The sequence below is a fragment of the Kitasatospora sp. MBT63 genome (assembly GCF_000710465.2).
GTDB lineage: Bacteria > Actinomycetota > Actinomycetes > Streptomycetales > Streptomycetaceae > Kitasatospora.
This window is the reverse complement of sequence record NZ_JAIZ01000270.1, coordinates 34,620-46,029: the sequence shown is the minus strand read 5'-3', so window position 1 is coordinate 46,029 and position 11,410 is coordinate 34,620. Positions and strand designations below refer to the sequence as shown.

14 protein-coding genes are annotated in these 11,410 nt (G+C 69.3%); 11 read left to right on the top strand and 3 right to left on the bottom strand.

Going from position 1 to position 11,410, the window contains the following annotated elements:
• The first annotated feature begins 20 nt into the window (after positions 1–20).
• A complete protein-coding gene (locus AA75_RS47550; RefSeq protein WP_149038191.1) occupies positions 21–1,580 on the top strand; it encodes a hypothetical protein in 1,560 nt (519 codons plus the stop codon).
• Between the two features lie 428 nt (positions 1,581–2,008).
• Here the strand turns inward: AA75_RS47550 and AA75_RS17055 are convergent, their stop codons facing one another.
• The 3 genes from AA75_RS17055 to AA75_RS17045 form a co-directional block, all read right to left on the bottom strand.
• Positions 2,009–2,260 (bottom strand): hypothetical protein, encoded by a 252-nt coding sequence (locus AA75_RS17055; protein ID WP_033820900.1) that lies wholly within the window; start codon positions 2,258–2,260, stop codon positions 2,009–2,011.
• Between the two features lie 274 nt (positions 2,261–2,534).
• Positions 2,535–3,737 (bottom strand): XRE family transcriptional regulator, encoded by a 1,203-nt coding sequence (locus AA75_RS17050; protein ID WP_233289053.1) that lies wholly within the window; start codon positions 3,735–3,737, stop codon positions 2,535–2,537.
• A gap of 181 nt (positions 3,738–3,918) precedes the next feature.
• On the bottom strand, positions 3,919–4,299 hold the full coding sequence (locus tag AA75_RS17045; protein WP_033820929.1) for a GntR family transcriptional regulator: 381 nt from the start codon (positions 4,297–4,299) through the stop codon (positions 3,919–3,921).
• Between the two features lie 453 nt (positions 4,300–4,752).
• On the opposite strand from AA75_RS17045, the gene AA75_RS17040 reads away from it, so the two are divergent.
• The 10 genes from AA75_RS17040 (at position 4,753) to AA75_RS16995 (ending at position 11,286) form a co-directional block, all read left to right on the top strand.
• Positions 4,753–4,995: a hypothetical protein gene (locus AA75_RS17040; RefSeq protein WP_149038190.1), complete on the top strand. Its 243-nt coding sequence runs from the start codon at positions 4,753–4,755 to the stop codon at positions 4,993–4,995.
• Entirely contained in the window at positions 4,995–5,372 is a 378-nt protein-coding gene (locus tag AA75_RS17035; protein ID WP_051812612.1) for a WhiB family transcriptional regulator, read from the top strand. Before AA75_RS17040 ends, AA75_RS17035 begins: the two co-directional genes overlap by 1 nt.
• Positions 5,372–5,611, top strand: coding sequence for a hypothetical protein (locus AA75_RS47545; RefSeq protein ID WP_033820899.1), 240 nt, complete (start codon positions 5,372–5,374; stop codon positions 5,609–5,611). Before AA75_RS17035 ends, AA75_RS47545 begins: the two co-directional genes overlap by 1 nt.
• A gap of 35 nt (positions 5,612–5,646) precedes the next feature.
• Positions 5,647–6,813: a hypothetical protein gene (locus AA75_RS17025; RefSeq protein ID WP_033820898.1), complete on the top strand. Its 1,167-nt coding sequence runs from the start codon at positions 5,647–5,649 to the stop codon at positions 6,811–6,813.
• Between the two features lie 32 nt (positions 6,814–6,845).
• Positions 6,846–7,301, top strand: a complete 456-nt coding sequence (locus AA75_RS17020) for a hypothetical protein (RefSeq protein ID WP_033820897.1) — start codon at positions 6,846–6,848, stop codon at positions 7,299–7,301.
• 17 nt (positions 7,302–7,318) lie between these two features.
• Complete coding sequence (locus AA75_RS17015; RefSeq protein ID WP_033820896.1) at positions 7,319–7,591, top strand: hypothetical protein; 273 nt, start codon at positions 7,319–7,321, stop codon at positions 7,589–7,591.
• 116 nt (positions 7,592–7,707) lie between these two features.
• On the top strand, positions 7,708–10,032 hold the full coding sequence (locus AA75_RS17010; protein WP_033820895.1) for an FtsK/SpoIIIE domain-containing protein: 2,325 nt from the start codon (positions 7,708–7,710) through the stop codon (positions 10,030–10,032).
• 258 nt (positions 10,033–10,290) lie between these two features.
• The gene (locus AA75_RS17005) at positions 10,291–10,482 is read left to right on the top strand and encodes a hypothetical protein (protein ID WP_033820894.1); all 192 of its coding nucleotides are present in this window, start codon (positions 10,291–10,293) and stop codon (positions 10,480–10,482) included.
• A gap of 16 nt (positions 10,483–10,498) precedes the next feature.
• A complete protein-coding gene (locus AA75_RS17000; protein WP_033820893.1) occupies positions 10,499–10,705 on the top strand; it encodes a hypothetical protein in 207 nt (68 codons plus the stop codon).
• A gap of 41 nt (positions 10,706–10,746) precedes the next feature.
• Positions 10,747–11,286: a hypothetical protein gene (locus AA75_RS16995; RefSeq protein ID WP_051812610.1), complete on the top strand. Its 540-nt coding sequence runs from the start codon at positions 10,747–10,749 to the stop codon at positions 11,284–11,286.
• Positions 11,287–11,410 lie beyond the last annotated feature (124 nt).

Genomic DNA, 11,410 nt, shown 5'->3' with positions numbered 1-11,410 from the left:
ACCGCTCCTGAGAGGAACACATGGCGAATCCGGCCAGGTCACTGGCGCGCCGCAGCGAGGTCGAGGTCAGCAGGCTCGCAGAAGTTGCGGAGTTTGCAAGGCACTTGTCCATGCTATTCAAGGAGCTGGGAATACCTCAGCGCCAGTACGCGGCCCGGGTAATCATGGACGAGACCGTGGTCTCGCGTTACCTCAACGGCAAACGAGTTGCGACTCAAGACTTTCTTGATCGACTAATCAAGGAAGTTGATCGTCACCGCAAGGCGAACATGCAAGAGGCAGCAGTTGCTCATCTCAAGAGACTTCGACTTTCCGCACTAAGCGTGGTCGACCCCGAAGCATTCGAGATGGAGCAACTGCGGGAGCAGATTGATGTCTCCCATCGAGAAATCAGACGATTGCTTCGCCACCAGGAAGCGCTTATCGACCTCCTTGAGAAGCGCGAAAGTCAAGCAGAGAAGGCGGAGCAGAAATTTGCAGAACTGGAGGCAGATTGGATCACCGAGAGGCTAGAAGTACGATCCACCGAGATCCAGCTCAGAAGCGACCGAGACCGCCTCAATGACGAATGTGGACGACTTAGAGATGAGATTCTCAGCCTCCGCGGCCAGCTAGAATCTGTACGCAATCTCCGAACAGAGTCCGAGGAACGTTGCAAACGACTTGAGAACGAACTTGAGGCAGCCGAACTCGCACTCGCCGAAAAGCAGGCAGCCATCCTCGAAGAATCCATTGAGGTCCTTAGCCTTGAGGATCTAAAGGAGGAGGTAACACGCGCGCGGCAAGAGTCTCGACTGAGCGAGGTTGCACAAAAGCTCGTACTCGCATCCGGGCGATATTCAATCGAAGACCTCCTTTCTCTAGCTTCATGGCTTCGCCTGACAAAACAGAACGCCCTATGCGGGATGGTACTCAGCGACGCGGCCCGATTCAGGCCCGCCGATTTCCTTTTGGATCTTATTGAGTCAGTCGAGGGCTCCACGACACTCGGCATGAACTTCGCTCTACCAATTGCTTCAAGCATCGGCACCCTAAGAAGCCAGGACGAAGTACTTCTCCTCCATAGCCGCCTCTGGATGAAGCCCAAGCTCTTTAGGGCGGTCCAGGAAATGATCTCGACCTGGATTTTGTCCGTTAGCCCCGATGTCGCAGCCGAATTTATTAGCTCGGCCCGATCGCTTGGCGACAGCCGCCTGGTGGCATCCCTTCTATTCGACGTTGGCGCTTCTACCGCGCAGTTTGCTTCAGGGGTCGCCCGAGCGCTCATAGACAGCTCACCCGATGATGCCCTTGTCATCGTCACGCGCAACATCAGGCACAATCCGTCAAGCACCGGACCTGGCGAACTATTTGTGAGGTTTGCCAGGGATCTCGACCCTACATCTCCGCGCGATGTCCGACTTTTTAGAATGGCCGCATCCCAGGCGACTTCGGCACAGGCACGCAATGCACTGGGCCAGCTCTACCCAGTCTGGGAATTTCACCAGAGATGGAATCTCTTTCAGTTCTTCGAGAGAAATAAGCAATGGGATAACCTGCTAGAGAACGCCCGGATTCGCTACGAACTGGGGCGGACCTAGGCGCCCCTTCTTAAGTGAGCCAGGTCTCGGGCACCGTGCTTTGCAGTGCGGTCGCGCCGGGAGGAAAAGTCGCTGCGGGATGCCTGAAAGCGGTGGACGCCGTGATCGACAATAAGGTCCACAACCTCGCCACCGGCATAATCTACAGGCTCGGGCTCGCCGACGAGCAAAACGTCACATCTCGGGCATAGATCGAATGCTCGTGCTCGCAGCGGACCGCCCGCCGCCCCAGAGAGCAGCATCGGCTGAACCATTTGGAGGTTCACCCAGGAGATCAGGGCCGGACAGTACGCGCGAGCTGTCCGGGCCCTGTCCGCTCGATTTGCCCAGGTCAAGGCGGCTAGCCGGACAGTCGGACAGCCCGGACAGTCGCCTCGGGGTACCCATTGTCCCGGTGCCTGACCGAACCCGATTGGGGCTGTTCGCAATCACTCGAGGAGGCCGGATCGCTTGCGCACTTGATCGTCCAACTTGCCCTCCTCCAGGTCGCTGAGCGCGCCTGAATACCCGGCCATGATTGCCTCGTGTACGAGATCATGGAGCTCGACAGGGATCATCTCGTAGACCCCAGAGCAGATGATCTCGGCAGCGTCGTGCGCGGTGCGGTAGTGCAGGTCACAGATGTTGTCCCCGAGGGCACAGATCAGATCGCTCATGACGTTCTTCAAGTCATCGGCCACGCCGGGGCCCTACCCTCCGGCCGCAAGCGACAACCGCGCCCGTCGACCGGGAACTCTGTCCGGCGGCGATGGCTGACTTCCGACGCCAGCAGAAGCAACCACGAACGCCGCACCCCCACAGCCTTCAGGAGCCGGCCCTGCCAGCCGAAGTCTGGACTGGACAGCCTGATGGCAACTGCCCGGAGCCCGGTCCGGCCGATCCCCTCCGCTCAAGCTGGTGATCCGATAGCCGGGCAGCCCGACCACTCGCCCCCCCGAGCATCTGGTGTTCGGTCTACTGGCCAACCCCGCTCAGCGCACTCAATTGATGCAGATACGCGCGCGTGCCCGGGTCGTTGCCGTACTGCTTGTTCACGATGCCTGCCAACTCACGACTCACTGCCAGCAGCGACGGGAGCGACTGTCGCTCGCCGCGCAGGGCCCATTCCCCATAGTTCAGGGCGCTGTCCAAGTCGCCATCCCGGGCGGCGACAACGCCCAGCGTTAGCCGCGCCTCCGCGATGCGCATGGGTGAGCGCTCCGTGCCGTCGTAGTCGGTACTGGCCCGGATGACTTCCTCCGCGAGGGTCGTGGCAAGCCTGTTCTCTCCGAGCATCCGGTAGCAGTCCATGGCGTAGAAGTCGTACTTCGCCGGGTCCACTACGAAGTGGTTGTCCAGGTTCTCGGGGTACGGCATACCTTCGAGCAGGCGGCGCCCACGGTCGAGCGCCACCTCAGCCTGTCGGCGGTCGCCGAGCCGAGCCCACGCCTTGGCCTCCTGAGCGGCGAGCTGCACCGCTACGCCCTGGTGTGCTGCCACCTCGGCGCCGGCCTTGGACGCTGCGATGACTCCTCGGTAGTCGCCGGTCGTCAGCGCGAACCAGGCGCGCATCTCGTTCGCCCAGCCCTGGATTCCGGCGTGCTCAGCTTCGACTCCGAGCGAAAGTGCTGCCCGCCGAGTGGACTCAGCTGCCCGCTTGTCGCCCATGTCGTACTCAACACAGCCCACCAGCAGGGCCAGCCAGCCCGACATGGCCAGCACCTCCCGATGCTGCGCCAGCGTGAGCCGCTGCCCTTGGAGGCCAACCACTCGCTTGAGCCACTGACGCCCTTCGACGGCGAGCTGCCCGCTTGGGAGCGAGGCGTACTCCGAGCAGAGCCGGTCCGTGGTGATGCGGAGCGCGTCCATCGTCGCGTTGTCCACGTCGGAGGCTTGCAGACGACTGATGATGTCGAGCGTCTCCATCCCGCTTGCCGCGACGATCTCGGCGTTGCCATCTCGGCGGCCGGCCACCGGGAAGAGCGCGTGCGTGACGGTCCCGAAGGTCGCTGCAATGAGCGGCTGGTAGAACTCGCTCGGCACCACCTCGCCCGACTCCCAGCGCTTCCACTGACGGAGCATGGTCGGGTCTTCCGGCAACTTCTTCGGCGAGTGCGCCCTCATCGCCCCGATGGCGTCAGTCTGCGACCAGCCGCGGGCGTCACGCTCGGCGGTCATGCGTCGTGCCCATGCGGGCCTCTCCAAGCTCATTGGTGCCCTCCCTGTGGGGGTGGTGCTTGCTCTGAGTCTGGCTTGCAAAACGCCTGGACAGCAGGGGGTGACAGGGCAGTGACACCCCCTGTGTCACCCCCATGACACCCCTGCTGTCACTGGATGATCACTCGCCGCTACCCGATGGTTAGTCAGGAACGGACGGACCGACTACTCGCCGTTCAAGCTCAGCGACCCGCGCGGTCAGCTGCTCTACCTGGGAGGCGAGTTGTTCCACCTGATCGCGAACCTCAGTGCCAGCCACTGGGGCGGCGCCGGCACCAAGTGCCGCAAGGTCTACATCAGTTCGGACGAAGGTGCCGCGACCAGGGCTAGCCACGATCAGCCCCTCCTCGCGAAGCACCCGAAGCCCGCTGTGCACAGTCATCTCGGCAATCCCGAACCGCTCCGCGAGCTTCTTCACGGAAGGCAGCTTCGACCCCGGTTGATACGCCCCCGATGCGATCTCCGCCCGGAGGATGTCCGCCACCTGCACGTATGGCGCTCGCTCATCCTGCACAAGAGTCATGCTCACAGCCTAAGCCCTGAAGCGCTCTAACCCACCTAGGCCGATGGCCTTGACGACCTAGATGCATCTAGAGCACTCTAGGTGTTAGAGGGTCCGCCCGAAGCAAATCGGACGGCAGCCTCCCCCTCCATGCCCTTGAGCCTTCTTTGGGCTGCTCGGACACGGAGGAAGCGAATACAAGGAGCCCCGGACAGAGGGGGCTGAGGTACCCGGCGCCTTGTCAGTCCGGAGGGAAGGATCTCGCTCTCGCGAGGTCCGTCGTCCTGCCTAGGACGGGAGCACGCTCCCGAAGTGGACGACAACTGCAAGCTGCGCGGCCCGATTCTGCGGATGCCGCGCCTTGATCTGCTGCAACACCTCACGGCCCTGTGAGTCGGGGCTGCCGCGCTTTCCTTGGCCGGGCGCGCGGCAGCCCCTCACGGGCCTACTCCGCTGCATGGAAGAGGTAGACCCATGAGACTGATTGTCGCAGGCCAGGAAGCCGCTACGGCCTCCGAGTTCGCCGAATTGGCCCTCGGCATCGACGTGGAGCTGTTCGCCGGTGCCGACGACGAGACGGCCACCGACACGGTGGTGCGCCTCGACGTGGCGCGGGACGTTCTGCGCGACCTCGCCCCCGAGCCCGCCCGCTACGCCAAGGCGCTGATGCGCACGGCCGAGCGCCGCCGGCCGCTGATGTGGAAGGCGGCGGCGTGATGACCAGGGTCGTCCGCCGCGGCCTTCGCGGCACCGCCCGACCGCACCTGACCGCCCGCCCTGCCGGCAGCCTGGCCGTGGAGATCCTGCCGTCCCTGGACGGCGACCTCGCGGGTGCCGCCTGCAAGGGCGTCGACCCGGGCCTGTTCTTCGCCGACCAGGACCCCGACGACACCGGGGCCGACCCGGGTGCGGCCGAGTTCGCGAGCCGCCGGGCCCGGCAGATCTGCGCCGGATGCCCGGTCAAGGAGATGTGCCTGGCGCTCGCGCTCCGGCGCAACGAGCCGTACGGCATCTTCGGCGGCCTGGACGCTGACGAGCGTCGCCAGCTCAAGCGGGGCCGGGCCAAGGCCGCCCGGAAGGCGGGGGCGGCGTGATGGCCCTCTTCAAGCGCCTGGGGTGGGCGCTGCTGCTGCTCGCCGCGGCCTTCCCCGCCGCCGCCAACGCTCTGCTCGCCGCGGTGGCCGCCGTGACCGTGGCCCTGCTGGCGCACCCGAGCGTGGTGTGCGCGGTCGCAGGCGGCCTGCTGGCGGCGAGCACGCTGCCCGCCCTGCGCCGCCACACGGCCCGCCGGATCCGCGCACTGCGCCGCCTGTCCGGCCTCCCCGGCTCCTGAACCGCTTCGACACCCCCGAAGGGGGACCGAGACCAATGAGCGTCACCGAACTGCGGCCCACCGGCCGCACCCGCCCGGCGCCGAAGTCGGCCACCAAGGAAGCCGCCGAGGCCGAGGCCCTGCGCGCCAAGACCGAGACCGCCAAGGCCGCGGCGGACATCGCCAACCAGCTCAAGGCCGCCAAGGCCGCCGCCGAAATCGCCGCGGGCGAGGCCAAGGCCCAGGAGATCCGCACCGAGGCCGCCGACCGGCAGCGCGAGGCCGCCCGCCTGCGCGCCGAAACCCAGGCCACCCGCGAGAAGGCGGAGCGCTCCGCCGCCCAATGGCGCACCTACGCGAGGACGATCGCGGTCATCTGCGTGGTGGTGTCGCTACCGCTCCAGTTGATGGCGTTCTGGTCCCCGCACACCCCGTTCCTGCTCGCCGCTCCGCTGGTGCTGGAGGGCCTGGCGTGGGCGCTGCTCAAGGGCGCCGAGGCCGCGATCGACGACCACCGGCCGTCCTGGCACTACCGCGCCTTGGCTGGGGCGGTCGCGCTGTTCGCCGCCACCGTCAACTACCTCCACGGCGCCGCGGAGTTCGGCCTCGGCACCGGCCTCGGCGGCGCGTTCTGCTCGCTGGCCGGCCCGCTGGTGTGGGACCTCCACGAACACGGCCGCATCCGCAAGCGCGACGGCAGGATCAGCCGCCGTGCGCGCCGCGCCGAAGCCAAGCAGAAGGCGGCCGAGGCCGCCGAGGAGAGGGCCGCCGCCGAGCGCGAGGCGGAGGAGCACGCCGCCGTCGAACAGCTCCGCTCCGTGCAGTGGCCGCAGGTGTGGGAGCGCGCCGTGGCCCTCGCGGCGGCGGTCGGGGAGCTGCACCCGAGCGAACCCACGTGGAAGCGCGCATGGGACGACACCCAGGGCGCACAGCTCGGCGACACCGCCGAGTCCATCGCCGCCCGCGTGGCCGCCAAGGCCGCCGTCAAGGACGCCGCCATCGACCGCACAAACCATGTCGAAAAGGTGGAAAAGCCGCAGGTCGAATCCCAGCTGACCCGCCCCGCCAAGACCCCCGCCGCAAAGCGTCCGGACGGCCGCCGCAACAACGGCGGCACACCGCCCGTGCGCCGTACCGGCGACACCATCGGCTACTCACCCGTCGCCCGCCGCGCCATGTCGCTCGCCGCCCGCACCCGCCGCGACCACACCCCCGCCGGCTGACCCACCCCACCGATACCTGGGAGCACACCGCCATGCACCAGAGCTTCGACCGAGCCGCCCGGTTCGCCACCGCCTACGCCCTGCTGCGGGCCGCCGCCGATGTGGCGGACCACTGGATCCAGACCGACCACCAGGCCGCCACCAAGGGCCAGCACGACCACAACGAAGGGCAGTCCAGCGCGGCCGGCCGCCGCGCCTGCGCCGCGCACGTCGCCACCTACACCGCCACCCAGGCCACCGCCCTGCTGCTCGGCACCCGGGCGCTGGGGGTGCGGCTGCGGCCCGGCCCCGTCACGGCGGCCCTGGCCCTGTCGGCCGTCACGCACTACATCGCCGACCGCCGCGAACCTCTGCGACGTCTCGCCGACGCCACCGGCGGCCGGGCGTTCGTGCGGCTCGCCGACCACGGCATGAACGGCGCCTATGCGCTCGACCAGGCCTGGCACCACGCCTTCGAGACCGCCGCCGCCCTCATCGCCTCCCAGTGACCAGGAAGGGACCCGCCATGTCCGACACGTTCATCCCGACCAGCCCGGTCACCGGCCTGCCGGTCGGCACCGCCGCCGTGTTCCTCACCCAGGGCGCCGCCCTGGTCGCGCTGTTCGCGGCCGACGGGCCCGACGCCCACTACCGGCCCGGCTCCAACTTCCGCTGGTCGTGCCTGGGCTGCGGCGAGAGCAACGGCCCCTCCGCCACCCTGCGCACCCCCGCCCGTAACGGCGCCAATGCCCACGCCGCCGAATGCCGGGCGATCCCCTGGGCCCCGACCACCACCTGACCCACCCCGAGGAACAGCGCCACTGGCACCACCCCGGGACGGCCGCACAGCTTGCCGGCACGACGGCCGTCCCGGGTCCCATCCCGCACCAGTGAGCAGTGAGGAAGGAACCCTCAGTGAACCACGAGGAGCACGCCCCGAACGGCCAGCCCGACCCCCTGACCAGCAACCCGACCGCGGGCGGCGAGGTCCTGCCGTTCCCCGACCGCTTCACTAAAACCACCCCGGCCACCGCACCCGTACCCACCGTGGACCCGGGTGAGGCGGACTCGGTGTACCTGCCGCAGGACACCGACCCCCTGCCGCCGGTGGTGGCGGCGAGCGAGCGCCAGGACCCGGCCGGGGACAGGCCACTCATCCCCGGGTGGATCCGCACGAAGGACGGGCGACGCACGATGGCCCGCGCCCGCACCACCCAGACCCGCCGGGCGGCACGCCGCTGGCTCGCCCGCCAGCGCACCACCCGCGGCCACGCCGCCCAGGCCTGGCGCGGGATACGGCGCTCCGCGCAGTGGACGGCCGGATTCGAGGGCGCCCACGTCCAGGCCGCCGGCCACCAGGCCCACATCGCCACCCGCGAGGCCCGCGACCTCGCCCGCCGCGCCCGCTTCACCCTGCTCCCCGGTGACCGTGCACTCGCGCAGAAGCAGTCCGAGGCCGCCCTCGCCGTCGCGGTCGCCGCGGTGGCCGCGCACAGGAAGGCCAAATCGAACCGGCGCCGGGTGCGCTTCGCCCGCGCGCTGGTCGCCTTCGGTCTGCCAGCCGCCGCGGTCCTCGCCGCCTACGTCGCGCTCGGCACCACCGGCCTGGCCCTAGGCCTCGGCGTCGTGCTCGGCTTCGAGGCCTTCCTCGGCCGCACGCCGGACCGGGAGACCGTGTGGGACGCCGACACCCGGGCCCTGTCCGACGGCGACCCGCTGACCGAGTCCATGCTCGACCGGGCGTTCAAGGCCGCCCGCGTGATCGGCGAGTCCCAGCGGCTGACCATGGTCACCCCGTGCGCGATCGACCCCGCGGTGCCGAACGCCTGGCACGCCGTCATCGACCTGCCCGACATCACCGTCAAGAAGGCCCGCGACAAGGCCGACGAGATCGCCGCCGCGATGGGCATCGACCGCACCAACCTCGACATCCGCCAGGTCGGCTCCAACGGCCGCCGGATGGCGATCTGGGCCTGCGGCCAGGACCCGTTCCTCGCCACCCGCCGCAACCCCCTCGTCGCCACCCGCGCCAAGCAGGTGAACACCTGGCGCGACGGCTTCCCCCTCGCCTTCGACAAGCGCGGCAACGTCCTGCGCCCCACCCTGTCGGACTACTCGTTCCTGTTCGCCGGCGCCACCCGCTCCGGCAAGGGCATGGGCCTGGCCAACCTGCTCGCCGCCGCGATGCTCGACCCTCGGGTGCGGATCCGGCTGTTCGACGGCAAGGGCGCCGGCGAGTACGTCCCCCACGCCCCCGCCCTCGCCACCTTCGTGCGCCGCAACCCCGCCCGCCTCGTCAAGTTCCTTCGCCTGATGGTGGAGGAGATGAACCGCCGCACCGAAATCCTGGTCGAAGCCGGACTCTCCAAGGCGAACGAGAAGCTGATCGACAAGCTCGGCGGCATCGAACTGGTCATCATCGACGAACTCGCCACCTACACCGCCAAGAACGGCCCCTCCGGCAAGTACGCCGAGGAGATCACCGAACTCCTCGCCCAGATCGCCGCCGTCGGCGCCGCCGTCGGCATCGTCCTCGCGCTCGCCACCCAGTACCCCGAGGCCGAGATCGTCACCCCCCGCCTGCGCGGCAACCTCGCCGCCCGCATGGCCATGCGCGTCGAATCCCCCGGCGCGTCCAACGTGGTGCTCGGTGACGGCATGGTCGGCCAGGGCTACGACGCCTCGAAGATCCCCATCGAGAAGACCAGCCGCGGCCGCGCCTGGCTAACCACCCCCGACACCGGCGTCATCGAGGTCCGCTCCCTGTTCATCGACGAAGCCGCGGGCGAGATCCTGCCGCTGATCGAACGCGGGGTGGAGCTGCGGACCGAGGCCGGGTGCCTGCCCGGGTACTACGACGACCCGGTGGAGGCCGCCATGGCCCGCGACACCGGCGTTAGCGCCGCCGCCGGCGGCACCGACGGCCTCGGGAGTGTGGTGCGCCGCACCGTCCTCGACCACCTGCTCACCGCCGCCGGACGAACCGGCCGCGGCCAGGTCACCAACGCCGAAGCCCTCACCCACCTCGCCACAACCGACCCCGCCCGCTACGCCCGCCAGGACCACGAGACCGACGCCGCGTGGCTGTCGCGCGCCGGCAAGACCCTGCGCACCGAACTCGCCGCGCTCGGCACCGACCTCGCGCAGGGCCGCCTCACCGAGCCGGACGGCAGCCGCCCCAACGGCTACACCCTCCAGGCCATCCAGGACGCCGCCACCACGCTCGGCAACGCCGCCTGACGTCCGGATTGCCCCGGTTCGCCGCCCTGACGGGCGCCTAACCATGACGCAACGCCGCAGGTCACAGCCCTGCGGGCCGCGTCGGGCGCCCTGACGCACCCCGCCGCCGAACCCCCTGCACCGGTAGGGCGCGTCAGGGGCCCGGCCCGATCGGTCACCCCGCTGACCTGCGGCGATCCCGCACCGGCAGGGGCCCGTCAGAGCACCACGCCTCACCCAAACCCGCCCAAACCATCATCCCTGGAAGGGAGACCGGCCGTGCTGTTCACCGTGTCCGCCGCGCTGCTGTTCGGCGTCGCGCTCGCCCTGATGCTCCGCTTCAAGGCCGTCACCGCCGCCGGCGCCGTCGTCGCCGCACTGTTCGGCTTCTACCTCGCCTCCACCGGCATCGCCCCGACCGTCAACCACGCCATCACCGGCCTGTTCCACTCCCTCGCCAACCTCCACTGAACGGAGATCCCCGGCCATGACCACCGACCCGCGCACCGCGGAGCCCGGCCCCGAACAGGACGTCGTGCTGGACGTCTTCACCCGCGGTGGCCTCACCTGCGCCCACACCGCCGGCAGCACCCACCCGGGCCAGTGGTGGCACCTGTGGACCCGCGACGGCCACTACGTCGGCTCCACCAACCGCCCCGAACTCCTCGGCGCCCTCATCCAGCAGACCCGCTGACCACCGGCGCCGCCAACGGTCGAACGATCGGAGGAACCACCGTGTCCGCACCCCGCACCGCCGCCCTGCTCGGCCTGCCGGACCTCGCGTTCGTCGCCGACGGCGGCGCCCTGGTCCGCGAGATCGAGCACTACCTCGCCACCCTGCCCACACCCCAGCCCTCGGCCGTCCCGGCCGTATGCGCCCTCGGCCGGGCACCGGTCGCCTGGGACCTCGGCATGACCCGCCCGCAGCCGACCCTCATCGACCGGCTCCGCAACCGCCCGCCGGCGCCCGTACCGATCGACACCGCCACCCACCTGCGCCTGCTCTCCCGCTACCTCACCGTCCACGGCTGGTGCCAGGGACGGCTGTGGGACGAGCAGGGCCGACGCTGCCTGCTCGGCGCCCAACTCGCCGTCCTCGCCGCCGGATACGGCACCGAGGCCACCGCCATGCGCGCCCGCCGCTTCCTCATGGAGCACTTCACCACCCAGGACCCCACCATCCGCTCCGTCGACCAGTGGAACGACACCCCCGGCCGAACCGCGGCCCAGGTCCACCGCGCCCTCGACATCGCCGCCGCCCGCGCGCACGGCTGACTGCCCGACCGGCCGTGCCGCCCAACACCCGCCCCAGCGGCGGGTGGTGGGCGGTGCGGGGGACCGGACAGACCCCGTTCCCAACACCCCGAGCGCCCTGGAGGGCACCGTGTCCGTCGGAGAA

Coding starts and splice junctions, on each gene's coding strand:
- AA75_RS17015 (WP_033820896.1), top strand. CDS start 7,319: ATGTCCGACACGTTCATCCCGACCAGCCCGGTCACCGGCCTGCCGGTC.
- AA75_RS17000 (WP_033820893.1), top strand. CDS start 10,499: ATGACCACCGACCCGCGCACCGCGGAGCCCGGCCCCGAACAGGACGTC.
- AA75_RS17025 (WP_033820898.1), top strand. CDS start 5,647: ATGAGCGTCACCGAACTGCGGCCCACCGGCCGCACCCGCCCGGCGCCG.
- AA75_RS17020 (WP_033820897.1), top strand. CDS start 6,846: ATGCACCAGAGCTTCGACCGAGCCGCCCGGTTCGCCACCGCCTACGCC.
- AA75_RS47545 (WP_033820899.1), top strand. CDS start 5,372: ATGGCCCTCTTCAAGCGCCTGGGGTGGGCGCTGCTGCTGCTCGCCGCG.
- AA75_RS17050 (WP_233289053.1), bottom strand. CDS start 3,737: ATGACCGCCGAGCGTGACGCCCGCGGCTGGTCGCAGACTGACGCCATC.
- AA75_RS17035 (WP_051812612.1), top strand. CDS start 4,995: ATGACCAGGGTCGTCCGCCGCGGCCTTCGCGGCACCGCCCGACCGCAC.
- AA75_RS17045 (WP_033820929.1), bottom strand. CDS start 4,299: ATGACTCTTGTGCAGGATGAGCGAGCGCCATACGTGCAGGTGGCGGAC.
- AA75_RS47550 (WP_149038191.1), top strand. CDS start 21: ATGGCGAATCCGGCCAGGTCACTGGCGCGCCGCAGCGAGGTCGAGGTC.
- AA75_RS17040 (WP_149038190.1), top strand. CDS start 4,753: ATGAGACTGATTGTCGCAGGCCAGGAAGCCGCTACGGCCTCCGAGTTC.